Consider the following 26,468-nt stretch of genomic DNA (forward strand, 5'->3'; position numbering starts at 1 on the left):
CCGCTCTCTCCTCTGACCACTACTTCTCGTAGGAGTACTTCAGCAATCGTTTGATGTCTTTCAGAAGCTGGTTACCGCTGTGGCGGCCGTTGTAAACCATCATGGCGTAGCCCTGCTGATCCACCAGCAATACGGCGGGGCGCTCAAGCCGGGCGTGATCGCTGTCCACCAGCCACTGATCCAGCTGTTGCCGATCGACACTGGTGAAGCGCAGCTTCGGATGCTGGCCGGCAAGGTCGCCATGCCGCTCTTCGCTCAGCGGTGCGGTGGTGGCAAGAATTCGCTCCACCCGCCGCGCCTTGTCGCCCAGGCGGATATGCACCTGACGGGTGGTGTACAGGAGCTTGTCACATTCTTCCGCACATTGCGCATCTGCGACAATCAGGTAGCGCCATCTGGGCTCTTCGTCCACCAGCGACAGCACACTCCCGTCAGCGGACATCAGGTCAATATCACCCACGCTCTGTGCGGGAGTCAGCAGTTCACCCTGATTGACCGTCTCCGTGGGCATGCCCACGCCGGTATAAAAAATGATATAGGCCGCAAAAATCGGAATCGCTACAGACGCAATCACGCCAATCCCGGTCCAGCGGCTCAGGCCCGATGGCTTATCCTGGGGCGGCGCTTCTGATCCCGCCGCTGCGCTGTCTACGCTCTGGATCTGCTCAGTCACTTTGTGTACCTCGCTGTCGGGCGCCATCCGCGGATCGATGCCCGCACCGCCCTCGTTATTGTTATGGATTGATTATGTCTCTTTTGATGTTTTTTTAAACCACTTTTCGCGCAGTATTTGACGCAGGTTGGTTGCGGTGAGCAGCCACAGCAACAACAGTGCTGTCGCCATGGCGAACCACTGTACCGCGTAGCCCGTGTGTTTCTGTGGGCTGGTGGTAATCAGGTGCCAGTCGGTAGTGAATGCAGTATCGGAGTCGGCGCTCAGGCGTATCTGCCAGGCTGGCTGCCTGAGCGCCAGTTGCCGGGTGCTGAGGTCCTGTGGAGACTGGATGCGACTGTGCGGGGGTGTCACGCCCTGCCCTTCGATTCGCGCTGGATAGAGAAATCCGGTGATGACTTTTGCCGCCAGCGGGTAGCGCACTTCCGGCAACTCGCTACGATGACTGCCGGCAGGGAGCCAGCCACGATTGATCAGCCATCGCGCTTTCGGGGTATCCCCGCTGCCGGTTTCAAAGACCTGCAGTACTTCGTAGCCAACGCGGCCATTGCGGGTGCGGTTGTCGAGCAGGAAGTACTCGTCGGTATAAAACCCCAGTAGCCGCACCGGTGCGTATATTTGCAGGGCCCCCTCCTCTGACGCCTCCCCGCTCAGACGGATTGGCTGTCCAGAGAGGCGTGCATCCAGTTGATTCTGAATCTGTTGCTTTTCTGCCGCACGGTTAAGTTGCCAGTTTCCCAAGCTCAACAAAAGTGGAAGAAAACACAGGCTGAGCAGGGTCACGGGCCAGTTGCGAATAAATGCTACACTGGCGTCGCGCGGTGCAGGTTTGCCATCCATCGCGGATGAACAGCGCTCGGCGTTCCCGGTGTCTACTGCTTGATCGCGGTGTTGCTGCGATGATTTGGGAGCTGTCATGCCAATAAATACTTCAATAAGTGGCGTTTTATTATGTGGCTAAAAGCAATAATTGTGTTGTTGTTTCTCGCCGTGCTGGCCAGCCTGACCAGTGCTCTGATCTTTCTGCTGCGCGACATGGGCGCGCCGCAATCGAAACGTACCCTCTATGCATTGGGCATTCGCATCTCGTTGGCGGCGCTGCTGCTGATTGCGATCTGGTACGGATTCGATAGCGGTATCCTATCCAACACCGCGCCCTGGGCGAACAAATACTGACGCTCGTCAGCCGCGGTGGATGCATGCACCCATCCACCGCGCCCTTTCGGCTTACGCCCCCAGTACGTAGACGAAAATAAACAGTCCTACCCAGACCACATCCACGAAGTGCCAGTACCAGCTGGCCGCCTCAAAGCCGAAGTGATCGTCCGGCTTGAAGTGATGGGCGATGACCGAGCGCAGCAACATGATCAGCAGCATGATGGTGCCGAGGGTCACGTGTGCGCCGTGGAAACCGGTGAGCATAAAGAAGGTGGTACCGTAAATACCGGATTCCAGGGTCAGGCCCAGGTGCTGATAGGCTTCCAGGTATTCTTCCACCTGGAAGAACAGAAAGGCGATACCCAGTGCCACCGTGGCACCCAGCCAGAGATTGAAGGCCTGCCGCTTATCCTTTTTCAGATACACGTGCGCAATGTGCACGGTGACACTGGAAGCCAGCAGCAATACTGTATTGAGCAGCGGCAGATGCCAGGGATCGATGATGCCTTTCGGACCGACTACCTTGGCCGCCTCACCACTCACTGCCTGCTCCGGGGTCACCATCAGCGGCCAGGTATTCTGAAACCCCTCCCACAACATATTCGAGGAACCGCGATCTCCTTCACCACCAAGCCATGGCAGTGAAAAGGTGCGAATGTAATAGAGCGCACCGAAGAAGGCGGCAAAGAACATCACCTCGGAGAAAATAAACCAGCCCATTCCCCACACATAGGAGCGCTTGAGCTGATCGCTGTTCAGGCCCTGCATGTTTTCCTTGATCACCGCAGCGAACCAGAACCACAGCACGGTTGCCATGGACAGAGCACCGGCAAAGAAAATATAGGAACTGCCGCCATTGATCCAGGTGGCGGCGCCGAAGGCCGTCAGGAAGATGCCGATGGTGGCGAAGATAGGCAGCCGGGACTGCTCGGGAACATAGTAGCTGCTTTCGGTGGCCATAGTTTTTTATCCCTCTCGCTCGGAGTCGGTATTTTTGTTGTTCGCTTGTTTGGCAATTCTTTCCGTGACATCAAACAGCGTGTAGGAAAGCGTAATGGTATTCACCCCGGCGGGCAGATCCGGATCGACAATAAAGCGCAGACCCAGTTCGGCGGATTCACCGGCGGCGAGTGCCTGCTGGTTAAAGCAGAAACATTCTGTTTTGTGAAAATAATTGGCTGCCTTGAAGGGCACCAGACTGGGAATCGCCTGACCGATCATGTCGCGGTCCGTCGGATTACGTGCATGAAAGACCGTATCCACCGCCTCACCGGGATGTACACGGATTTCCACCGTATCGGGTTTGAATTCCCACGGCATATTTTCATTGTGACTGGCAACAAACTGGACTTTCACCGTGCGCTCTGTATCCACCGCTGCCGGCACCGCCTCGTAGCGACCACCGGTTTTGCCATTCAGGCCGGTAATCTCACAGAAAGCGTCGTACAGCGGCGGCATGATAAACAGCGCAAAGCCGAGCATGCCGACCGCGAGGGTCAGCAGCTTGGCGGTAGTTTTTGCGTTTGCACTCAGTGACATAACCTCAGCTCTTGCAGCCGGAAATCAGCGCACAACCGGCGGGGTACTGAAGGTGTGGTATGGCGCCGGTGAGGGCACACTCCACTCCAGACCTTCCGGGTTTTCCCAGACCTCGTCGGTGGCTTTCTTACCGCCTTTCACCGTGCGGATCACATTGAACAGGAACACGATCTGCGCGGCTCCAAACAGGAAGGCGCCCACACTGGCAATCTGGTTGAAGTCTGCAAACTGCAGCGCATAGTCCGGAATGCGGCGGGGCATCCCCGCAAGGCCGACAAAGTGCATCGGGAAGAAGGTCACATTCAGGCCCACAAACGCCATCCAGAAGTGCACCTTGCCCATGGTCTCGTTGTACATATTCCCGGTCCACTTGGGCAGCCAGTAATAGACGCCGGCGGTGATCGAAAAGATGGCGCCGGGCACCAGTACATAGTGGAAGTGTGCCACCACAAAGTAGGTGTCGTGATACTGGAAATCTGCCGGGGCAATAGCCAGCATCAGACCGGAGAAGCCGCCCAGGGTAAACAAGATCACGAAGGCAATGGAGAACAGCATCGGGGTTTCAAACGTCATCGAGCCCCGAAACATGGTGGTCACCCAGTTGAACACTTTCACCCCGGTGGGTACCGCGATCAGCATGGTGGCGTACATGAAGAACAGTTCACCGGCAATCGGCATACCCACGGTAAACATATGGTGCGCCCACACGATAAAACTGAGGAACGCGATGGAGGCGGTGGCGTACACCATGGAGCTGTAACCAAACAGCGGCTTGCGCGCAAAGGTGGGAATGATCGCCGACACGATACCGAACGCCGGCAGAATCATGATATACACCTCAGGGTGCCCGAAGAACCAGAACACATGCTGGAAGAGTACCGGATCACCACCGCCGGCCGCACTGAAGAAGCTGGTACCGAAGTGGATATCCATCAGCATCATGGTGACCACACCGGCAAGCACCGGCATCACCGCGATCAGCAGGTAGGCGGTGATCAACCAGGTCCATACGAACAGCGGCATCTTCATCAGGGTCATACCCGGTGCGCGCATATTCAGAATGGTGGCGACGATATTGATCGCCCCCATGATCGACGACGCACCCATGATATGAATGGCAAAAATAAAGAAGGTCACACTGGGCGGTGCGTATTCGGTGGACAGCGGCGCGTAGAATGTCCAACCGAAGTTGGGCGCACCGCCTTCCATAAACAGCGTGGAGGCCAGCATCGCGAAGGCGAAGGGCAGAATCCAGAAGCTCCAGTTGTTCATGCGCGGCAGCGCCATATCCGGAGCGCCGATCATCATCGGCACCATCCAGTTGGCGAGCCCCACAAACGCGGGCATCACCGCACCGAACACCATGATCAGCCCGTGCATGGTGGTCATCTGGTTAAAGAAATCCGGCTGCACAATCTGCAGACCGGGCTGGAACAATTCGGCGCGGATTACCAGCGCCATACAACCGCCAAGCAGGAACATCGCAAAACTGAACCACAGGTACATCGAGCCGATGTCTTTGTGATTGGTGGTGTAGAGCCAGCGGGTAAAACCGGGTTTGGGACCGTGTGCCATAACTAAACTCCTTTCGGCTCCTGCTTACTTATTCTTGAAATTGAGAATGTCGATGGGCTGCACGGTGTCGCCCATATTGTTGCCGAAGGCACTGCGCTGATAGGTGATCACTGCCGCCAGGTCCACCTCACTCAACTGCGCGCCGAACGCCTGCATCGCGGGATTGCTCGGTGAACCGTTCACCACCATGCTCATATGCCCATCCATGGGACCGGTAGCGACCTTGGATCCTGCGATCGCAGGGAAGGTACCGGGAATTCCCTGGCCATTGGCCTGGTGACAGGCGACACAGGCACTGTTGTAAATCTTCTCTCCGCGGGCGTAGAGCTCGTCGAAGGTAAAGGTTTTGTTGGTCAACTCTTTGATGCGGGCGGCGGCAGCGGCGCGATCACTCAACCAGGAGTGGTATTCGTCTTCCGGTACTGCCTTGACCACAATCGGCATAAACCCGTGGTCTTTACCGCACAGCTCCGCGCACTGGCCGCGGTAAATACCGGGCTCGTCGATGCGGGTCCAGGATTCATTCACAAAACCCGGGATCGCATCCTTTTTCACCGCCAGGTCCGGCACCCACCAGGCGTGGATGACATCGTTGGCGGTAATCAGGAAGCGGATTTTTTTATTCACCGGCACGACCAGGGGCTCATCAACCTCCAGCAGGTAATTCGCACTTTTCGGCTGCTGATTCTGAATCTGGGATTGTGGCGTGGAGAGGTTAGAAAAGAAGGAGACATCGGAACCCAGGTAGTCGTATTTCCACTTCCACTGGTAGCCGGTGATCATGATGTCCAGATCGGCTTCCTTGGTGTCGTAGATATCGTAAAGGGTTTTGGTGGCGGGGATCGCCATGCCGATGAGAATCAGGGTGGGCACGATGGTCCAGGCCAGTTCCACACCGAGACTTTCGTGAAACTGCGCAGCCTTGTAGCCCTTGCTCTTGCGGTGACGCCACATGCTGTAGAACATCACCCCGAACACCACGACGCCGATCGCCACACAGATCCAGAAGATCAGCATGTGTAGATCGTAAGTGGTACGGGAAACCTCGGTTACCCCCTGGGTCATATTGACCCCCCAGCGTTGCACCTCTTCCGCGGCCTCTTGCGAAGCCTCCTGCGCGAACGCAGCGGGTACACATGCCGAGATGGTCAATAAGGCGAACAGCCGTTTGAAGCCCATCAACATCGCCTGCAGATCTCCATGTTTGTTATTCTCGCGAGCCCGCTTCCTGCGGTTTGATCGCTACGGCCTTGCGACACGGAAATATCACCGTGCACGGTCGCGGCATCGCAAACCACAAAATAGCAAAACCCGTAAACAGCGGCTGGCTGTTCCGAGGACTGGAGACTGCTCCGATCGCAAAATCGGTAACACGCCCACATGAGAATGTGGACAAGCTGTAGTAAACCAAGACTACATACACTGTTCGCACACCGGGCGAGGACCTCGACTGCGCGATACTGCTGTCAGTGCAACTTGTTATTTTTACTTCAGATGTCGTCGCCCGGAAGGTACAACCAACAACCTGTGTCTTTTTGTCGCATCTAGCACTTTCAAAAGAAACACATCACCAGAAGAAAGTCAATTAAACCGCCAACTTACATGAAAAATTCATCGGCGCTTTCCAGTGCCCTGTCGCGCCGTGCCACCGCCCCATACCGCAGGGTCTGGCATCTCGCCTGGCCCATGATTCTGAGCAACATTACTGTGCCGCTTCTCGGTGCGGTGGATACCGCCGTACTCGGCCACCTCTCCAGCCCGGAATATCTTTCCGGTGTTGCTATCGGCGCCAGTGTGATCTCCATGCTGTTGTGGGCTTTCGGTTTTCTGCGCATGGGGACCACCGGGCTGGTGGCCCGCGCCAGCGATAGTGGCGCGGCCTGGTTGCTGCGTGCGCTGACGCTGGCTTTCCTCCTGGGGGCCCTGTTACTTGTGCTGGCCTCGCCAATGCTGCCGGTGATTACCCAGTGGATGAATGCCAGTGCCGAGGCAAGTCCCCACGCGCGGGACTATCTGCAGATCCGCCTGTTGAGCGCGCCTGTTGCGCTGGCCAATTTTGCTCTGCTGGGATTCTTTATCGGGCGGCAGGACAGCCGGGCGCCACTGGCAATACTGGTTACCGCCAACCTGCTGAATATCACCCTGGACCTGGTGTTGATTCTGGGCCTCGGCATGGGTGCACGGGGCGCCGCCTGGGCCTCGGTGTGTGCGGATCTGTGCAGCGTTGCCCTGGGCTGGTGGCTGCTGACACTACGCCACCGGGACACGCGGGACGAGATGATCCGGGCTATCCGCGACCCGGACTTCTGGCCGTGGCGCAACATTGCCCCCTGGCTGGAACTCATGCGCATCAACGGCGATCTGTTTGTGCGCACCTGTCTGCTGCTGTTTACCCTCACTTTTTTCACCGCCCAGGGCGCAGCTCAGGGGGACACGGTGCTGGCGGCCAACGCCATTCTGCTACAGCTGCTGATGATGACATCCTACGCACTGGACGGCTTCGCTCACGCCACCGAGTCCCTGGTCGGGCGCGCTATACGGCGGAGATCTGCGGGGGAGTTTCAACGTATCAACCGCGCCGCCGGCGTCTGGGCAGTTGCCACCGCGATGGCGATCACCGCGCTGCTGGTGACTGGAAAGTCGTGGATACTGCCACTCTTTACCGACATCCCCGCAGTTCTCGCCGCATCAGCGCAGTACTATCCCTGGCTTTGTGCACTGCCGCTGGTGGCGGTGTGGAGTTATCAGCTGGATGGGGTATTCATCGGCGCCGGAAAAAGCCGACAGATGCGCAATACCATGTTTATCGCATCTGTGATGGTGTTCATACCAGCTTGGTGGACTACTCGACATATGGGCAACGCTGGCATCTGGTTCAGCCTTTTTTTGTGGTTTGGCGCACGATCTTTCGGATTGATGGTCTATTTTTACAACTACACTAAAAACAAAGTTTGGCTGTAACTGGAGCTACGGTACCGATTCCTCATCCATCGTTAAGCAGTCTTGTCCGCACACTTTTTTGAGCCCGACCGACGGGCACAAACCGGGGGATGGCGAACAAAGAAACGAGGACGCGGTTTCGCCGTTTTCGTTTTGACGTATGTCCGACCATTACCACCTGATTCAACAGTGCATTGAGCGCGCCGTGGCGGCAGAGCAGGCCCGCAGTCGCTTTCGTCGCTCACTGCACGACACCCTGCCGAACCTGCATCGCAGCATCCATCTGCCACAGCGGGATGCACCGCTGCACATTACCTGCTTTGTTATCCGCTATATCCAGGTGATTCCATCCTGGCTTGCGCGCCTCGAACACCTGTGTGATGCCGGGGGCCTGGACTTCCACCCGGTACGGGACCTGATCCTGCACAGTTTCAGTGAGATACCCGAGCGCCAGCCGCAAGAGCACGGGCTCGGCTCGATACTGGATGAGGCCTACCTGACCCATCGCATCATGGAGGAAATCAACGACACACTACAGCCGGTGTGTGGCACACCGCTGCTGCCGATGGATCCGATGGTGGCCAATCTGGTGGTACGGGAATTACTGGGGGAAACGCTGGCCTGCCAGCTGGACGATCTGGCGGAGGTGCTGCTGCAGCGCTTCGAGCCGGCGGAACTGGACCCCGCGCGGCTGGTTTCCATGATTCTGTACAAACAGCGTTTTGAAGATGTACCCGGGGAGTGGCCAGACTTTGCCCACCACATGCAGATCGAGTTGCGCACCCCTACCCTGAACCGGCAAATCGATCTCTCGCACTAACTCCGCTGGTTGCCGTAGCGGGCGGCAAAAGTAATCTATACGATTACTGCTCGACGATCTGGCGCCAGTTGGCAAAAAAGTCGGCCTCGCCATGCAGCAGTGACCGATTCAGCTCATCCGCCTTGCGATGCACCTTTTTATTGTAGAAAAACAGGCTGCCACCACGCAGGGTAAAGCCTTTGGGGTTGTCGGTAAGTAACTGGTAAAACGCTTCCTGCCGCTCGAGATACTGCAGAACGCGGCGCTTGCTGAAACGCCCCTTGCGATATTTCTGAAAAATAAATTCCTGCAACTGCTGGTCGGTCAGCGCGCGTGCTTCTGCAGATATCCGGCTGACGTCCAGCAGCCTTTTAATGTCTGCCTGCAGGTCATCGAGATAGCGGTCTGCCGCTTCTGCGGCCACTTTGGATCGGTAGATGGCTTTCTTACGCCGCTCCTGAAAGGGCTCGCTTTTTGCCGTCTCGAGCTCCCACAGCTCCTTTTTGGCCATTTCTGCCAGTGCGCGAAAAATTGTCTTGTGCTGGCGGTTACTGTTTACCGTCAAACGATCGCAGACTTCCAGAGCACCCTGCCAATCGGCGTAGGGCTTTCCCTCGTACACCGCAGCCGGTAACGCCGCTACCCGCTGCTGCAAACGTTCGGTTTCATGCGCCAGCATTTTCGGTTGTTTGCGCCAGTCATTGGCCTGCAGCGCGTAGAGAGAAAGCAGCCCCTGATTGACACAACGGGTGATGAGGTGGGCGGTTGTCGCCTGCTGCTGCTCGCGCACCTTGCGATAGTGATCCAGACCATAGAGGCCGGTGATGACGAGAACGATCACCAAGGCGATCAGTGGGTAAATTTTTTTCAAGAGCCTGGCTACTGAGAAATGTTGCGTGGATTACTTTTTATCGCTCGGCGGCAGCAAAATTTTTACGGCCGTCTCTTCCACTTCCCTGTCGGCAGTCTGATTCACACGGGTATCCAGTTCCCGCGGCGCAGCCTGCAAACGGATTTCATCTTTGAAACCGCAGGCCACACATTCACGATAATTCTTGTCACCCAGCCTGTAGTTGACGATTTTATCCATCTCACTACAGCGCGGGCACACAGCGCCGGCAATAAACCGGCGCTTTACGGGCTTGTCAAATTCGTCGCTCAAAAGTTACCTCTTTTTACCTCGTTCACTCGATTCCCGAGTGGCGTAACAGCGCATCGATAGTGGGCGCGCGCCCGCGAAATTCTGCGAACAGGTCCTGCGCATCCCGGCTGCCTCCCTGCTCCAGCACCGTGGTTAGAAACTTATTGCCGGTGGCCGGATCAAAAATCCCGGTTTCCTCAAACAGGGAAAACGCATCCGCGCTCAGCACTTCCGCCCATTTGTAGCTGTAATAGCCCGCCGCATAGCCACCAGCGAAAATATGGCTGAAACTGTTCTGGAAGCGGTTGTCCGGAGACACCGGTACCACCGACACTCTCGCCCGCACCTCATTGATCAGCCGTTGAATCTCATCGGCGTTGGCGCCTTCCGGGCGCGAGTGCAGCAGGAAGTCGAACAGGGCAAATTCCAGCTGACGCACCGTGAACATGGCGGACTGGAAGTTCTTCGCGGCGAGCATTTTATCCAATAATGCCTGCGGCAGGGGTTCCCCTGTCTCAAAATGCCCGGAAATCATCGCCAGCGCCGCCGGCTCCCAGCACCAGTTCTCCAGAAACTGGCTGGGCAGCTCCACCGCGTCCCAGGCCACCCCGTTGATCCCGGATACCGCCGCCACATCCACCTGGGTGAGCATATGGTGCAGGCCGTGGCCAAATTCGTGGAACAGGGTGGTGACCTCGTAGTGGGTCAGCAGCGCCGGCTTATCTTTGGATGGGCTAGAAAAATTGCACACCAGATAGGCCACCGGCAGCTGCAGGCCCGCCAATGTCTGGCGGCGCACCCGCGCGTCGTCCATCCACGCGCCGCCGCGCTTTTTCTCGCGGGCATAGGGGTCGAGATAGAAGCCGGCGATGGGCTCACCGCCGCGCTTCAGCCAGTAGAAATGCACATCTTCGTGGTAGCTGGGCACGCTGTCATCGCGCTCCGCCACCACCCCAAACAGCTTTTCCGCCACTGCAAACAGGCCGCACAGCACCTTCGGATAGGGGAAATACGGGCGCAGGTCTTCCTGGCTGACGGCATAGCAGGATTGCTTGAGCTTCTCTGCCGCCCAGGCCACGTCCCAGGGCTGCAGTTTGTCGAGGCCCAGTTCATCGGCCGCAAACGCCTGCAGCTCCGTGAACTCCTTCACCGCGGCGGGTTTGGCGCGCTTGGCCAGATCCCACAGGAAAGTCTCCACCTCTTCGGTAGAGCCCGCCATCTTGCTCGCCAGGGAGCGCTCCGCATAATTGGCCATACCCAGCAGGTGCGCCTGCTCGGCACGCAGGGACAGGATCTCCGCCATCACATTGGCGTTATCGAACTCACCCGCATTGGGGCCCACATCCGACGCGCGGGTGATAAATCCGCAGTGCATCTTGTGGCGCAGCTCGCGGTTCTCTGCGTGGGTCATCACTGCCAGAAAGCAGGGGCCATCCAGCGTCAGTCGCCAGCCCTGTTCGCCCTTTGATTCCGCCAGTGCCTTCGCCGAGGCCAGCGCGGATTCGGGGATACCCGCCAGCTCGGCCTCGTCGGCGACTGTCAGGCTCCAGGCGTTGGTGGCATCCAGCACGTTGTTGGCAAACTTGCTCTTGAGCTCCGCCAGCCGCTTGCTGATGGCAGCGTAGCGCTCGCGCTTTTCGCCCTCCAGCGCCACACCGCCGAGATGCATATCCCGCAGGCCGTGACGCACCGCCTGTTGGCGCGCCTGTGGCCAGTTGGCGAAATCCGGGGACTTAGCCAGGGCGCGGTATACCGCGTACAGCTCCGGGTTCTGCCCCAGCTCGGTCCAGTACTCGGTCACCTGCGCCAGGCACGCCTCGTAGGGCGCGCGCCAGTCGCCGCTCAGTACACTGTTGAGGTGCGACACCGGTGAGAATGCCTTGCTCAAGGCGTCCTGAGCCTCCTCCAGGGGCGCCATGGTTTGATCCCAGTTCGGCTCAGAACCGGCATTATGCAGGCAGGCTTGCAGCTGTTCGCGGCAGTTGGCGATCAGTTCCGCGATGGCAGGCTCGGCGTGCTCGGGTTTCACGGTATCGAACGGCGGCAGCACCGGATCGGTCAGCAGCGGGTTGGTGGAGGCAGAGTCAGACATCGGAATTCCTTGTCGCGGGGCAACCGGCAACGGGGCACAGATCGCGGGGACGGGTTAACATATGCCGAGTATTCTAGTGGATAGCAGGAACACCTTGCACCACAGCACCTTGCGTACTTACACCTTGCACGAATAGCCGGAGATCAGCCTTGTCCAACGTCGAGTCCACCGAACACACCCTGCGCGAACACCGCGGCCACCGCCCCAGGCTTGGCGAGCGGGTATTTATCGACCCCCAGTGCACGGTAATAGGCGACGTTGAGCTGGGCGACGACTGCTCCGTTTGGCCGATGACCGTGATCCGCGGCGACATGCACCGGGTGCGCATCGGTGCCCGCACCAGCGTGCAGGATGGTTCGGTACTGCATATCACCCACGCCAGCGACTTCAACCAGGGCGGCTGGCCACTCACCATCGGCGAGGACGTCACCATCGGCCACAAGGCCTGCCTGCACGGCTGCACCGTGGGCAATCGGGTGCTGATCGGGATTGGCGCCATCGTGCTGGACGGCGCGGTGATCGAAGACGAGGTGGTGCTGGCCGCCGGCGCCCTGGTGCCGCCGGGGAAGCGGCTGGAAAGCGGCTACCTCTATGTGGGTTCACCGGCGAAACAGGCGCGGCCGCTGACCGAGAAAGAAAAGTCTTTCTTTACCTATACCGCCGGTAACTACGTAAAACTCAAAGATGAGTACCTTTAATAGGATAACTCAGACTTTAAACTGTTATCCATTTCGACTTCATTCGAGAAAGAAATTCGCATACTTCCCCGGCTGGCCAGCTGTTCGGTTTCGGCATGGATGAACTGGTAAGGCTGACCGACACGGCGGCCAAGCGGGGGCCGACCTCGGCGCTACAGCGCCAGATCGAGCAGATCAGCCGGATGCCGAGGAACCGGCAGAAGATGATTGCGGAGGTGCTGGAGGCGCTGATCAAGCAGCAGTCGGCTTGATCAAACGACAAAGCCCCGCCGGGATCACCAGCGGGGCTTTGTGTGAGAGTCCAGAAACGGCCGCAAATCTAATGGGCGATTTCTTTTCCTTGATTTTTAATTTTAATGCTCGCGTAATGAGTCATTATTAGGTAAATAATTACCTGGATAACAATACTGACCACCAGCGCAAACACCAAACCAAAGACAGGGATCAATAAAATAAAAATTGGAATGTAAAGAGCCAGCGCAAACGATATTAACCATCTCCACAAACTAGACATTACTAGCCGACTTTTACAGGCCGAGCAAACCTTTACTGCCCCCCAGTTCAACGCTCTCTTATCCTTTAGGCTCAAAGTTTTCTCCGAGCAATTCGGGCACTCATACCGCATTATGGGCCTCCCGTTCCTGATACCGCTCCAGACAAAATTGAATGGGCATCTCTTACCCCACTGTCATAAACATTCAACGCTCGACCAAACGTCGCCACTCCAAACATCCCTGCACCAATTCCAATACCATACTTTCCAAGCCGTCGTGTTAAAAGGCCGGTAGCAAGGAGCTGGACACCCTGCCTACCAGCAAAGTAGGCCTTGTTATTGGAAATGGCTTGCGCAATTTCGCTATGTACTGCGCTTCTAAAAGAGCTCATCTGCCCATCAATTTCTAATTGCGGGTTACGGTAGTAGAGGTACGCCGCAGCAGTAATTGCAGCATCTGCTTGTGCTGCATATTGCTGCTCTTCAGGCCCGTATTTGCCGGAAAGGGCTTCGTAATGCCAAAGAACTCTGAATAAGTCTCCAAAGTAACCAGAGGCTCCTGCATATATGTTGCTGAGAACGCCTCCCTCTTTTGTGGCCGTAACTCCCACACACTCGTACTCAACCCCGCAATTTTTATCCGCCTGCCCCTTCGCCTTCTCCGTATGTTTTACTTTTTCCGAACTTCCAGTTCCTGAAATAGTCCCGGAGTAGTACCCATTGCTAACATTACCCGAGTAAACAATCGATATTAAGTACGCCATGTCCTCATCCGATATATTCGGATCACCACACTCTAGTTCCCACTGCGCCCACAAGACGCCAGCGCTTTCGGCGGTGGCATTTGCGCAGATCGTATTCCCCGTAGGGTCCGTATAACTCAACGGGCTATTCAATACATAACTGTAACGATTCCAGTTCTGGCTATACGTGGGCGCCTGTACAATCGGATCAGGGCTCAGAAAACGTCCCAATGTAGGATCAAAGACACGCCCATTCATATGGATTAGCCCGGTCCTATCCAGATGCTCATGGCCGGTGAAGCCTCGGCGGGTGCTTATGCCCTGCGCTTGGAACAATGCGTCAAGCTCTGCTTTGGTCAACTCCGCGCTCCATTCAATATTCCGGCGCGCTCCGAAGGGTTCGAATGCAGTATCGAGGATCAGATTGCCGCTTTCGTCAGTAACCTTTTCGATGGAGCCCAAGTGATCTCGATGTAAATACTCTGTAAACTCCTCTTCGCCTCCCGCGTGTCGATAGGCCGCAATGTGTAAGACATTGCTGTCCAACCGGGTCTTCTCGATACGCTCGTAGTCTGGGTCATTTGCAGGCAGTTGCTCTTCGAAATTACCAAGAATAAACGCGCGCTCTGTACGCATTAACTGCGCACCTTCATCCCACCAGCTGGTTTCACGGTAATACCGGCTGCCGTTTGGTCCATATTGGAACCTGTCGCGCGCTGTGGGCGTGCTGCTTGATTGACTATCTGCGAGCACTATCTCTGTGGGTAACTGCCGCGCATTCCAGGTGATCCATTTGTCGTCGCCAGATGCTGCGTCGTAACGGGTTATGGCTCCGTTCTTGTCGTAATGGAGCGTGTGAGCGACGCCATTGATGTCTACGTTACTGACCGCGTTAGTCCCTGCATTCTGAGTCTGGCCATATTGGTAGCCCGTGACTTGAGCGTCACCCTGATGGCTGCTGGTTTTGCTGAGAATATTGCCGAGGTTGTCATACGTAGCACCAAGGGCTCGTGTAACACCATCGGCGAGCAGAATATCGCTATCAGTTAGGCGGTTCAGGCTGTCGTAGGTAAAGGTTTCTGTTTGTTGCTGAGCGCCGCTCGCATTTTTGATGAATCGACTTTCCAAAGTGCCATTGGAACGCCATCCGTAATCATTATTCTGGATACTACCGCCACCAGTATTGATATTGGTTAAACGCCCGCTCTTTGAGTCATAGCTGCGGCTGGTGATCAACCCGTTGCCGTACACTTCCTCTTCCACCTGACCGCGAGCATTAATCTGGTTGAATGTTTTGATCGGGACTTCGTTGTGATCACGGAGTTCATGTAGGTAGCCTCGCTGGTCACTTCCATAATCGTAAGTGACTCCTGCGCCGTTAGGATAAGTGATACTTTTCAGGCGGCCGTCGCCTGTGCCGTAGTAGTCATAGTTATGCTGGTAGCTTCTGCTGAGACCAGCAGCCTGGAGTTCTGATGTAAGCCTCTGCAACTGAGATTTACCGTTGTAAGTGTAAGTTTCCTTAAATACCTCGGTGCCGCCGGTAATCACGTCATTCTGCCATAGACCACCCTCGACATAACGCCGGCCGCCAATTAGACCAATGCCATTGGTTGGGTCGTACGTCCATTCGGATACACCATCACCATCTACCTGAAAGCGTAGGCGACCCAGCTTATCGTAGTGATAATCAACAGCTTGACCTTTGTTGTCAGTCTGATTGATTAACTGCCCGAGGGCATTGTAAACACTTTTGACACTACCCAGATTGGGGTCGGTGAGTTGTGTACGGTAGCCAGCGTGGTCATAAGTAAAACTGGAGACGAAATTTTCTGTATCACCAATTACAGTTACCGTTCTCAATTGGCCGCTGCCATAGTATGTGTAGTTGGTGGACACCTCTTCCGTAGCACCTTTTGCATCAACCACCTCATCCAGGTCTCCAGTCACAAGATAAAAATGCTCCCTTACCTGGGTCTCTGCAAGAGCGCCATTTTCGTCCAGTACTCGCTCTTCGGTACGCACTTTAACGCGTCCGCTTTCTACCGAGTAGGCAGTAGTAACACTGGCACCTTGCGGTGTGGTGAGGGCTCTTACGCGATCTCGGTTATCAAACGTATCGATCTTGGTGAACGGTGGATTACTCGCCGTGCTCGGATAAGGTTCTGTTTGGTATTGTGGGTGTCCAGAAACAGTCAGTAAACGCCTTACGCTGTTGCCGTAGCATTTCGCAATCTGACGTGCACTTTATCAGTTTTGTTTATTTTGAAAACGTCCTTGAAAACAGTTTTACTGAATTCAAATGCCGAATCAACGTCCTTATCAAAGTCCGCGAATAAAAACGTTAGCTCACCTTCACCAGCAGAAAAATCTTCCCTAACGTTAAGATCAAAATTTTCACAGATATCTTTCACTCTAGAATAATAGTCCTTACTCCAATCTGCCTTAGGAAAAGCCAATTCAATTCCAAACTTTCCTTTACTTTTTGTGTATTTGCTAAATTGGATAAACCGGCCTGTTTTTGAGTGCTCTATTATTAAAAAACCCCCATCAAACTCTCTTGAAAGCAAATCAGAAATAGGTCTATGAAGTTGCTCTAAAGTTCTCTTAGGTCCCTTCAAAGCCTCCTTCAAAAACCAGATAACCGTTAGCGCAAACACCACAACGAGGACTGACACTATAGTAAACATCATTAAAACCATCCCCCAATTGTGCCGATTAAATTACCCAATGCGTAACCGACATCTCCCGCCCTTCCAACAGGGGTAGCCCCTGTTACTCCTGTTGCCGAACCTTCAGCAAATCCTTGAGAAAATCCATTTGTAAACCGCCCTATAGGCGACATGGCAGCACCTGGATTTGCTTCGGCTGACAAATACTGTCCTGTTTTTGGGTCATAAGGTTGCGGCTTTCCTCCCGCTCCCTTTTTGACAGGAAATTCCTTTCCAATCATTCTTTTCCAAAACTGCTTTGTGAAAAGCGCCCTGAGTGCAGTAGGGTTTAGAGGTGGACCAATACCCCACGCTACTTCATATTCTTGCCCATCAATTATTATCGTGTTGCCATTTTCTGACATTTCCCAATTTGAGGCCGTAACTCCCACACACTCGTACTCAACCCCGCAATTTCTATCCGCCTGTCCCTTTGCCTTCTCCGTATTCCGCTCCTTAGCTCCCGGAGTACCACCATCGGCATCTGTCTCACTGCCGCCCGCCCCTCCTGGATAGAAGCTAAATGCACTTAAATCTGGCACAACCGAGGGGTAATAATAACCAACACCAATATTGGAATTATTATTGACCCCAAGAACACTGACCTCTTCCATGAAACCAGTTGGATCAGAAACACTCACTGGGTTATTCCGCACATAGGAATAGCGGTTCCAGCTCTGGCTGTTTTGCGGAAACTGCACAATGGGATCAGGGCTCAGAAAACGTCCCAATGTAGGATCAAAGACACGCCCATTCATATGGATTAGCCCGGTCCTATCCAGATGCTCATGGCCGGTGAAGCCTCGGCGGGTGCTTATGCCCTGCGCTTGGAACAATGCGTCAAGCTCTGCTTTGGTCAACTCCGCGCTCCATTCAATATTCCGGCGCGCTCCGAAGGGTTCGAATGCAGTATCGAGGATCAGATTGCCGCTTTCGTCAGTAACCTTTTCGATGGAGCCCAAGTGATCTCGATGTAAATACTCTGTAAACTCCTCTTCGCCTCCCGCGTGTCGATAGGCCGCAATGTGTAAGACATTGCTGTCCAACCGGGTCTTCTCGATACGCTCGTAGTCTGGGTCATTTGCAGGCAGTTGCTCTTCGAAATTACCAAGAATAAACGCGCGCTCTGTACGCATTAACTGCGCACCTTCATCCCACCAGCTGGTTTCACGGTAATACCGGCTGCCGTTTGGTCCATATTGGAACCTGTCGCGCGCTGTGGGCGTGCTGCTTGATTGACTATCTGCGAGCACTATCTCTGTGGGTAACTGCCGCGCATTCCAGGTGATCCATTTGTCGTCGCCAGATGCTGCGTCGTAACGGGTTATGGCCCCGTTCTTGTCGTAATGGAGCGTGTGAGCGACGCCATTGATGTCTACGTTACTGACCGCGTTAGTCCCTGCATTCTGAGTCTGGCCATATTGGTAGCCCGTGACTTGAGCGTCACCCTGATGGCTGCTGGTTTTGCTGAGAATATTGCCGAGGTTGTCATACGTAGCACCAAGGGCTCGTGTAACACCATCGGCGAGCAGAATATCGCTATCAGTTAGGCGGTTCAGGCTGTCGTAGGTAAAGGTTTCTGTTTGTTGCTGAGCGCCGCTCGCATTTTTGATGAATCGACTTTCCAAAGTGCCATTGGAACGCCATCCGTAATCATTATTCTGGATACTACCGCCACCAGTATTGATATTGGTTAAACGCCCGCTCTTTGAGTCATAGCTGCGGCTGGTGATCAACCCGTTGCCGTACACTTCCTCTTCCACCTGACCGCGAGCATTAATCTGGTTGAATGTTTTGATCGGGACTTCGTTGTGATCACGGAGTTCATGTAGGTAGCCTCGCTGGTCACTTCCATAATCGTAAGTGACTCCTGCGCCGTTAGGATAAGTGATACTTTTCAGGCGGCCGTCGCCTGTGCCGTAGTAGTCATAGTTATGCTGGTAGCTTCTGCTGAGACCAGCAGCCTGGAGTTCTGATGTAAGCCTCTGCAACTGAGATTTACCGTTGTAAGTGTAAGTTTCCTTAAATACCTCGGTGCCGCCGGTAATCACGTCATTCTGCCATAGACCACCCTCGACATAACGCCGGCCGCCAATTAGACCAATGCCATTGGTTGGGTCGTACGTCCATTCGGATACACCATCACCATCTACCTGAAAGCGTAGGCGACCCAGCTTATCGTAGTGATAATCAACAGCTTGACCTTTGTTGTCAGTCTGATTGATTAACTGCCCGAGGGCATTGTAAACACTTTTGACACTACCCAGATTGGGGTCGGTGAGTTGTGTACGGTAGCCAGCGTGGTCATAAGTAAAACTGGAGACGAAATTTTCTGTATCACCAATTACAGTTACCGTTCTCAATTGGCCGCTGCCATAGTATGTGTAGTTGGTGGACACCTCTTCCGTAGCACCTTTTGCATCAACCACCTCATCCAGGTCTCCAGTCACAAGATAAAAATGCTCCCTTACCTGGGTCTCTGCAAGAGCGCCATTTTCGTCCAGTACTCGCTCTTCGGTACGCACTTTAACGCGTCCGCTTTCTACCGAGTAGGCAGTAGTAACACTGGCACCTTGCGGTGTGGTGAGGGCTCTTACGCGATCTCGGTTATCAAACGTATCGATCTTGGTGAACGGTGGATTACTCGCCGTGCTCGGATAAGGTTCTGTTTGGTATTCAAGCCGGCCTTGGTCGTCATAACCATAATCTCTCCGCACCAGACTGCCGTCGAATCCTTGCCACTCCTCGCGTAACAGCCTATCCCATTCGTCGTAGAAGCGGGTGACCTGTGGGGTTATATCGGAATTAGTAACGAGCTTATAGCGGGGACTAATGCCTTTTATCGAAGCGCAACCACTGCAAGCGAAATAATCACTTTTGAACAGCACCCCATCTACACTAGTACGCTCATCTTCGCGACCAAAAGCATCGTACGTTATTTCCATAACGCGCCCATTGGCATCAGTGACCGAGTCAGCCTTGCCAAATCGTTCGTCATAGCCAACATTTATTTCTTGCTTTAAGGGGTTTTCAATGCGAGTGGGGTAGCGGCCATCTAGAAACTCGATTACTTTCGTCGTTCGTGATTGGACTTCTATGCCGCTGACGGTTTCACTTTCCAGGTTACCAACGCTGTCGTAGCTATAATCAGTCTGCAGTTCGTAAAGATCGTCACCCGGGTAAAACACCACACTTCCAAGCTTATTCGTTCCAGGCCAGCGTGCGCTTAGTATGGTCTGCCGCCCGTCCGGCTGTATGACTGTATCGCCATCATAGTGAGCGACGTCTTGGTATTCAGAAAATCCAATTAGCCACGGGCTGATACTATTTGCAAACTTAGTTACCGCTCGCCGACTCCGCAATACATTTGCGCTACTAATGGTCGCCGTTGCTACATCGCCCCAGTAGGCCGGGCTGCTGTCGTCAATGCTGGCAGCATCCACAACTCTCTCGGTGACCGTGCGCTGCTGAACTACGTGTCCAATATCATCGTCGATGTTTTCAGTACCCAGAACTGTTCTCTTTTCACGGTAGCCAAGAAGCTTTCCGCTTTCTAGCTGCGCTTCTAATGATTGATCCAAGTAAGTGTGTACAACGCCCTTACCAAGATCAAGAAGTCCATAGCGATAACGATTTTCCGTAAGCACTTCACCGGAAACACAATCACCGTAGCACTGCAGTAAGCGTGCAGTGGTGCCTGCAAATGGGAAGTCCTGCCGGAACTGGCGGTAAGTCGAAACACCGCTCTTTTCATCGTATATTTTCTGCGCATGGAAACCGAGGAAACCCCAGTTTTTAGCGCTCATAAGGCCTGTACCCTGATAACGGTATTGTGTCTTGTGCCAATCCAGTGTTAAGCCAGTACTGCGCCGGATTTCGCTGACAACCAGTCGGTAGACAGCGCGATCCGGCTCTTGTGGATCCGGGTAACTCGGTGCGAGTTGATAAGCACCGGGGAGGCTCGCATCATCCTCTGTACCGAAAGGACCTTGTTGGATAAAACCACTACTATCATCTGGAGACAGAGTCCGATAAGAAATTTCCGTTTTTGCTTTCAGGCTACTGGTAATACGCTTGACACCAGTTTCAAAATCGATGCCGAATTCATAATCACCTATATCTCGCTCTTCCCAGTCGATCTTGATCGGCTCTAGACATTGCTGCGGATTTCCTTGCTTCGTATAGCCACAAACCTGCACTTCTTTAAGTCGGCGGTAGCCATCAACTTGGCCCTCGTCTTCTGAAATCAGTCGATACTCGCGTAAGTCCTTATCATTGAGGCGCACCAAAATACGGTACAGTAGCACCAGCTGTTTTTGGCCGATATCTTCTGACATCGGTTGTGGCGGTGCATCCGTACGCAAACTGTACTCAAACTGGATACTAGCATCGCCATCATTGCCGTAAATAATTTCTAGCGGATAATTAACACCTTCTGCCAAATCCAAATGGTATCGATACTCGATACTGTTGCTGAAGGCGTCTGTAACCTTATTAAGACTCCATCCATAATCCACGGAACGACCGACCCTCAGACGGCTTTCCGGCTCACGACCGTACTCATGTACTTTACCGTTTGGACCCTTCACCTCGAACCACCATCTGCCTTCCTGGCCTTCCTTTTGGGTGATCAAACGGGAAGAATCTCGCAGGGTTCGATACTGGGTTTCCTTCTGCCAATATTCACCGTTGACCGCCACCAGGGGCTCACCGTCCAGGCATAACCTATCACTATCGTCAAGGCTTACCTCTACCACTGAATGATCCAGCCCAGTGATACAACGGCGAATTTCTGAAAACCCGCCGAGTCTCCAACCGTAGCCCAAAATATCTTCTGGCAACTGATCCTTGGATCGATGGTGGTAGCGCAGCCCCGAGTAGCGTAAGGAGATTCCGGGTTCGAGACCGTTTACACCCGGGGCAGCTGCAATGGGTATGGAAATTGAAGCATCACCGGTATTGGTCACATCCACATCGAACGGAATAACGCCCGGTACAGTATTGGTATCCGTATCCAAAACTTCACCAATGCCCTCCAAGGCATGTACCTTGACCCACTCACTACTTAACCAAGTGGAGCACTGCCCTACACTATTGCATGCCTTTACTCGATACTTGTACTGATCGCCAAGTTGTACTTGGGCACTGTACTTTCCGTCTCTTGGATTCTCTTCATCAGGGATGAGATTATGCCAACCTTCTTTTCCACAACTATCGCTCCCTCCCATACATTGCTGCTGTAAAATATAGCTGGCGCCATTAGGGGAAGAAGTCGGCAGCTCCCAACCCATTGCTATCTGCCCGTAGCTGCGATCGTTTGGAGGCGTACTCCAAACAGGCTTGTGAGGTACAGGGATGGGAATATCAACATGCACTGTAGTCGCGGGGCTAGACCAGTTTCCGCAACCAGCCGGTACTAGCCCATTACAGGCCCTTACCTGGAACTTATATATGCCACTAGTACCTTGCGGTAAGCTAATTTGTTTTGACGTAGTTGTGCCGTTCAAGCTATCGTCGCCGCAAGTGTCAAATCCAAAATAGCTGTCATTGGGTTCCTTGCATTGCAGCTGATAACTTAGCTCCTCGTGTTGCGAGGCATTTGAGACCGCGTTCCACGTCATATAGAAAGTTGACGTTGGTTCAGGGACGCTAGAGCTAAGCCCTGTCACGGCTCTTGGTTTATTGCGCACCGTTACCATAGCTGAATTTTTCCAGTCACCACGACTGGTATAGCCATTCACCTCGTTATACGCGCGAACCTGATGCTGATAAATCCCATCAGGGAGTACGCTGGATGCGTGCAGGCTTTCAGCACGCACATTGAGCGCGGTAGTCCGGTATCCGTTGGATGGATACCAACTACCCCAGTTTCCAGACTCAGCACGGTACCGCTGGCGAACTTCATATCCATTAACACTCGGAGATTGGGCGACCTTAGCCCAATTAATGGAAAACTTTCCATCGGTATCTGTATTACTTCCAGAAACCTCTATTGTCTCAAGGTCAACGGTAACTTCGTTAACTGACCCAGGTACTGGTGGATATACTTCAACAGTTCTTTGAGTGTCTTGGGGTAAATCTGAGCATGAGTAGCCATATGAAGGATGACCACCACAACTCTCCAGCTTGTAGGTATACTTCCCTGCAACCTTTCCCGTAAAGTGAATAATATTTCGGCCATTGACGACCGACCCACCGGTAACCTTTTCCCAAGCAGTATTGTTGTACTTCTCGTAGAGAGTGAAACCAGAATTCGGGTTACTTGAGTGGTTCCATGAGACCTGATAATTCCCTCCATAGCTTGTTTCCGGGGCCTCTATCGGTTCGGCCTGTAATGAAAATGCCGCGAAAAAAAGCAAACATCCTAGATATAACGTCTTGAACATATCTCCCCCATCCATAGGCTTAATTAATTAGTTTTTATTTAGTTAGATCTCAGATAAATAGATAACTATTCTCTGGAGCAAGCATCGCTATCATTTAAGAAATTTTTATCAGTTTCACGGTATCTTGGCGTCCAATTTCGAGTTCTTGCATATACTTTTACGCGATAATGCTGCTGCTTTTCCTCCGGTGTTAATTTAAGCGCCATAGAGTTTACGAATGGTGTACTCCCTCGAAGCCTTCTTAATAGCTCACCACACATCATCAAAGCAAAATTGCTTATCGCTAAATGTGTTTTGAAGTACCACCAAATACCTTTCTTCTAACCCCAAACCTAAGTTTTCGCTTTAAGCCATTGAAAGTATCTATTTAGTTTTCGCCCATAATAAAATTGAACGCTGCAGTTACTGCTCTTCCCCCCATCGAATTCCGCAGAATCTCGCTGCCAGCTTGCGAACTTCAACAATCAAGCCTCTGCCCGCCGGGCAAAATATCGCTGTGTATTTGTACTAAAACTGGTGTATCCCTGCGGGGGCACTCAACAGCGGCATTTCACCTGGAAGACTCGATGAACGACTACCGTCAACTGCGTATCAACGGCCAGCGCCTGTGGGACTCCCTGATGGAAATGGCGCAGATCGGCGCCACACAGAAAGGCGGCTGCAACCGCCAGGCCCTTACCGACCTCGACAAGCAGGGCCGCGACCTCTTCGTGAAATGGTGCGAAGACGCCGGCTGTAACGTCACCGTCGACGAAATGGGCAATATCTTCGCCCAGCGCCCGGGCACCGGTTCTAAAGGCGGGCCCGACCTGCCCCCGGTACTCACCGGCTCCCACCTCGATACCCAGCCCACCGGCGGCAAGTTCGACGGTGTTTACGGCGTGCTCGCCGGCCTCGAAGTCATTCGCACGCTCAACGACGCTGGCGTGGAAACCGAAGCCCCGGTAGAAGTCGCCGTGTGGACCAACGAAGAAGGCGCCCGCTTCTCCCCCGCCATGATCGGCTCCGGCGTGTGGGCCGGCGAATTCGACCTCGACTACGCTTACGCCCGCCAGGACAAAGAGGGAAACACCTTCGGCGCAGAACTGGAACGTATCGGCTACAAGGGCCAGGCGCCCGCGAAACCGCGCCCCCTCGCCGCAGCGTTTGAAGTGCACATCGAACAGGGCCCCATTTTGGAGGCCGAAGAAAAAACCATCGGCGTATTGAGCGGCGTTCAGGGCATGAACTGGTACGACCTCACCCTGATCGGCCAACCCTGCCACGCCGGCCCCAGCCCCATGGAAGGCCGCCGCGACCCGTTTATGGGCCTGCACCGCATCCTCGACCAACTCTACAAACTCGCCGAAGAACACGCCCCCTGGGCCAGAGCCACCTTCGGTGACATCCGCGTCGAACCCGGCAGCCGCAACACCGTCCCGGAAAAACTCGTCCTCGCCGTCGACCTCCGCCACCCGGACCAGAAAACCCTCGACGCCATGGACCAGCGCTTCCGCGAAATCGCCGCCCGTATCGCCGAAGAAACCGGCCTCGAGCACGAAATCCGCGAAGAATGGCGCTCCCCCGCCGTCGCCTTCGATACGAAGTGCGTCGAAGCCGTACGCAGCGCCGTCGCCGATCTCGGCTACAGCAACAAGGAAATGGTCTCCGGCGCCGGCCACGACTCCGTTTACATCTCCCGCGTCGCCCCCACCAGCATGATTTTCGTGCCCTGTGAAAAAGGCCTGAGCCACAACGAAGCGGAAAATGCGGAGCCGAAGGATCTGGAAGCGGGGGCGAATGTTCTGCTGCACGCGATGCTGAAGATGGCGAACCCAGGCTAACCGGATTGGTGGATGCGCTGCGCTTATCCACCCTACGGAATTTCTTACAGCGTAAATAAATTCAACGCGAAGCTCCCGATGCCGGGGGCCATTCGCGAGACCTTCTAAAACAGGGATGTTTTAGAAGAGCCCCCAGGGATGGGTTGAGGGGGGACGCCTAGTCCGTGTCTCGCGAATGGCCCCCCGGTAGCAGGAGCGCCACGGAGCCGAGACAGAGCTCCTAAAAACCACTGAACTCGCCGAGAACCACAATGACCGAATTCACTTACAAACACCGCAACGACAACGGCAACACTGCGCCACTGCAAAACTGGGGTATCGACTCCGAATACGGCGTGCTCACCGACCTGCTCGTCGGCCCCATCGACAACTACACCTGGCAGATGGGCAACGCCGCCAGCCGCCGCTCCGTGCGCCTCGGCCGCCAGTTCGACGCCGCCGTCGCCAAACGCCAACACCAGGAAATGCTCGACGCCTACAAACAGGCCGGGGTAAACACCCACCTGCTGCCCGCCGACAGCAACCTCCCCTACCAGCTCTACGCCCGCGACAGCAGCGTCATGACCCCCTGGGGCCCCATCGTCACCCAGATGTACTCCCCCTGGCGCCGCGGCGAATGGGTCGACGTGGTTAAAACCTACCAGAAGCTGGATATTCCGATTTACGACATCATCACCGCCGGCAGCTTAGAGGGCGGCGACTTTATGGTGCTCGAACCCGGCGTCATCCTGTGCGGCTACAGCGGCGAACGCACCTCACCCCAAGGCTTCAACCAGATGAAAAGCTGGATCGAAAAAGAAGGCTGGGAAGTTAAAGGCTACGAATTCGATCCCTACTTCCTGCATATCGACGTGCTGGTAGCGGCGCTCGCGGAAAAACTCGTCGCCGTATGCGTGGATGCGGTGGAGCCCGAACTTGTGCAATGGTTCAAAGCACGCAACTTCGAGATTATCGACATCTCCTACCCGCAGGTGATGGAACTGGGTGTGAACGTGGTGGCGCTGGGCAACGACCGCGTCATGCTCCCCGCCGACAACACCGAACTGAAAGAAAAGTGCCGTGCCCACGGTCTGCAAGTGATCGACCCGGATATCTCCATGATCACCGCCGGCGGCGGCGGCGTGCACTGCATGTGCCAACCGCTGGCGCGGCACACAGCTGCAAAATAAGCCTCGTATACAAAAGTGGCGACCAGTGGTCGCCATTTTTGACTCTGTTTTATTTCCCCTGCGCCCGCAACCAGCCGGATCCAGCAATGCCCCCCGCCGCACAGGCCAGAACAATCACCAGTGGCGTCAGGGTACCCAGCGCCAGCGCACCGATACCCAGACCACGCATGGGCAGTAGCACCAGCAACAGAATTCCCGCGGGAATCAGCGAAAGCAGAAAGCCGCGGGTAATCCAGCTTTTGCGCCAGGGCAGCAGGAAAATCAGACCGCAGATTCCGCCCCACACAACCCGTTGGTAAATATAGGCGTTGGAAAGGTGCGGCGCGATATCGACCGACAGCGCGCGGGTAATACCATAGTGGCCCAGCGCCCACAGACCGAGCGCGTAACCCAGCCCGGCTATACCGCCAGCGGCAAAACAGATGGAAAGATTTTTTATAAATTCGCGCATAAACATCCCCCGATTTTCTTGCGCCCCGCCAGGAATTTATCCTGACGGGGTAACGGGGGAAGTATGCCAGAACTAGC

The 26,468-nt window shown here is 54.6% G+C and carries 20 protein-coding genes; 7 read left to right on the plus strand and 13 right to left on the minus strand.

Translation table 11 applies throughout. The annotated features are described in order from the left end of the window. Positions 1 to 19 precede the first annotated feature (19 nt). Positions 20 to 673 carry a hypothetical protein gene (locus tag LRR79_RS02795; RefSeq protein WP_231758900.1) on the minus strand — a complete coding sequence of 218 codons (654 nt, stop codon included), beginning with the start codon at positions 671 to 673 and terminating at the stop codon, positions 20 to 22. Positions 674 to 745: 72 nt separating this feature from the next. After that, on the minus strand, positions 746 to 1,591 hold the full coding sequence (locus tag LRR79_RS02800; RefSeq protein ID WP_231758901.1) for an SURF1 family protein: 846 nt from the start codon (positions 1,589 to 1,591) through the stop codon (positions 746 to 748). 33 nt (positions 1,592 to 1,624) lie between these two features. Here LRR79_RS02800 and LRR79_RS02805 point away from each other — a divergent pair, with 33 nt between their 5' ends. Further along, a complete protein-coding gene (locus tag LRR79_RS02805; RefSeq protein WP_043320533.1) occupies positions 1,625 to 1,849 on the plus strand; it encodes a DUF2909 domain-containing protein in 225 nt (74 codons plus the stop codon). Between the two features lie 51 nt (positions 1,850 to 1,900). Here the strand turns inward: LRR79_RS02805 and LRR79_RS02810 are convergent, their stop codons facing one another. From LRR79_RS02810 to coxB, 4 genes are read right to left on the minus strand one after another with little or no spacing between them, the layout of a single operon-like run. Beyond that, positions 1,901 to 2,791 carry a cytochrome c oxidase subunit 3 gene (locus LRR79_RS02810; RefSeq protein WP_231758902.1) on the minus strand — a complete coding sequence of 297 codons (891 nt, stop codon included), beginning with the start codon at positions 2,789 to 2,791 and terminating at the stop codon, positions 1,901 to 1,903. 6 nt (positions 2,792 to 2,797) lie between these two features. Then, positions 2,798 to 3,370 carry a cytochrome c oxidase assembly protein gene (locus tag LRR79_RS02815; RefSeq protein WP_231758903.1) on the minus strand — a complete coding sequence of 191 codons (573 nt, stop codon included), beginning with the start codon at positions 3,368 to 3,370 and terminating at the stop codon, positions 2,798 to 2,800. A 24-nt stretch (positions 3,371 to 3,394) separates the two neighbouring features. Then, entirely contained in the window at positions 3,395 to 4,945 is a 1,551-nt protein-coding gene (gene ctaD, locus LRR79_RS02820; RefSeq protein WP_043319828.1) for a cytochrome c oxidase subunit I, read from the minus strand. A gap of 24 nt (positions 4,946 to 4,969) precedes the next feature. Continuing rightward, on the minus strand, positions 4,970 to 6,130 hold the full coding sequence (gene coxB, locus LRR79_RS02825) for a cytochrome c oxidase subunit II (protein ID WP_231758904.1): 1,161 nt from the start codon (positions 6,128 to 6,130) through the stop codon (positions 4,970 to 4,972). Between the two features lie 417 nt (positions 6,131 to 6,547). Between coxB and LRR79_RS02830 the strand changes: the two genes are divergently transcribed. Then, positions 6,548 to 7,906: an MATE family efflux transporter gene (locus tag LRR79_RS02830; RefSeq protein ID WP_231758905.1), complete on the plus strand. Its 1,359-nt coding sequence runs from the start codon at positions 6,548 to 6,550 to the stop codon at positions 7,904 to 7,906. Positions 7,907 to 8,045: 139 nt separating this feature from the next. Then, a complete protein-coding gene (locus tag LRR79_RS02835; protein ID WP_231758906.1) occupies positions 8,046 to 8,705 on the plus strand; it encodes a hypothetical protein in 660 nt (219 codons plus the stop codon). A 43-nt stretch (positions 8,706 to 8,748) separates the two neighbouring features. Here LRR79_RS02835 and LRR79_RS02840 read toward each other — a convergent pair whose 3' ends face one another. Genes LRR79_RS02840 through LRR79_RS02850 form a run of 3 tightly spaced genes read right to left on the minus strand, consistent with a single transcriptional unit; the run spans position 8,749 to position 11,917 of the window. Next, complete coding sequence (locus tag LRR79_RS02840; protein WP_231758907.1) at positions 8,749 to 9,555, minus strand: hypothetical protein; 807 nt, start codon at positions 9,553 to 9,555, stop codon at positions 8,749 to 8,751. 30 nt (positions 9,556 to 9,585) lie between these two features. Next, complete coding sequence (locus LRR79_RS02845; RefSeq protein ID WP_255874938.1) at positions 9,586 to 9,846, minus strand: YheV family putative zinc ribbon protein; 261 nt, start codon at positions 9,844 to 9,846, stop codon at positions 9,586 to 9,588. A gap of 22 nt (positions 9,847 to 9,868) precedes the next feature. Further along, on the minus strand, positions 9,869 to 11,917 hold the full coding sequence (locus LRR79_RS02850) for a M3 family metallopeptidase (RefSeq protein WP_231758908.1): 2,049 nt from the start codon (positions 11,915 to 11,917) through the stop codon (positions 9,869 to 9,871). A 149-nt stretch (positions 11,918 to 12,066) separates the two neighbouring features. Between LRR79_RS02850 and LRR79_RS02855 the strand changes: the two genes are divergently transcribed. Next, positions 12,067 to 12,615, plus strand: a complete 549-nt coding sequence (locus LRR79_RS02855; protein ID WP_231758909.1) for a gamma carbonic anhydrase family protein — start codon at positions 12,067 to 12,069, stop codon at positions 12,613 to 12,615. A gap of 95 nt (positions 12,616 to 12,710) precedes the next feature. Then, on the plus strand, positions 12,711 to 12,866 hold the full coding sequence (locus LRR79_RS02860) for a hypothetical protein (protein ID WP_231758910.1): 156 nt from the start codon (positions 12,711 to 12,713) through the stop codon (positions 12,864 to 12,866). A 373-nt stretch (positions 12,867 to 13,239) separates the two neighbouring features. Here LRR79_RS02860 and LRR79_RS02865 read toward each other — a convergent pair whose 3' ends face one another. The 3 genes from LRR79_RS02865 to LRR79_RS02875 form a co-directional block, all read right to left on the minus strand. Next, complete coding sequence (locus tag LRR79_RS02865) at positions 13,240 to 15,876, minus strand: RHS repeat domain-containing protein (RefSeq protein WP_231758911.1); 2,637 nt, start codon at positions 15,874 to 15,876, stop codon at positions 13,240 to 13,242. A gap of 182 nt (positions 15,877 to 16,058) precedes the next feature. Continuing rightward, complete coding sequence (locus LRR79_RS02870; RefSeq protein ID WP_231758912.1) at positions 16,059 to 16,544, minus strand: hypothetical protein; 486 nt, start codon at positions 16,542 to 16,544, stop codon at positions 16,059 to 16,061. Continuing rightward, entirely contained in the window at positions 16,544 to 22,948 is a 6,405-nt protein-coding gene (locus LRR79_RS02875) for an RHS repeat-associated core domain-containing protein (RefSeq protein ID WP_231758913.1), read from the minus strand. The genes LRR79_RS02870 and LRR79_RS02875 overlap by 1 nt, the downstream gene beginning before the upstream one ends. A 566-nt stretch (positions 22,949 to 23,514) precedes the next feature. Between LRR79_RS02875 and LRR79_RS02880 the strand changes: the two genes are divergently transcribed. Together LRR79_RS02880 and LRR79_RS02885 are read left to right on the plus strand one after the other, a co-directional pair. Further along, positions 23,515 to 24,771: a Zn-dependent hydrolase gene (locus LRR79_RS02880; protein ID WP_231758914.1), complete on the plus strand. Its 1,257-nt coding sequence runs from the start codon at positions 23,515 to 23,517 to the stop codon at positions 24,769 to 24,771. Between the two features lie 251 nt (positions 24,772 to 25,022). Continuing rightward, a complete protein-coding gene (locus tag LRR79_RS02885) occupies positions 25,023 to 25,940 on the plus strand; it encodes a dimethylarginine dimethylaminohydrolase family protein (protein WP_231758915.1) in 918 nt (305 codons plus the stop codon). Positions 25,941 to 25,989: 49 nt separating this feature from the next. Here LRR79_RS02885 and LRR79_RS02890 read toward each other — a convergent pair whose 3' ends face one another. Next, positions 25,990 to 26,391, minus strand: a complete 402-nt coding sequence (locus LRR79_RS02890) for a hypothetical protein (protein ID WP_231758916.1) — start codon at positions 26,389 to 26,391, stop codon at positions 25,990 to 25,992. Positions 26,392 to 26,468 lie beyond the last annotated feature (77 nt).

Source organism: Microbulbifer elongatus, from assembly GCF_021165935.1.
Lineage (GTDB): Bacteria > Pseudomonadota > Gammaproteobacteria > Pseudomonadales > Cellvibrionaceae > Microbulbifer > Microbulbifer elongatus.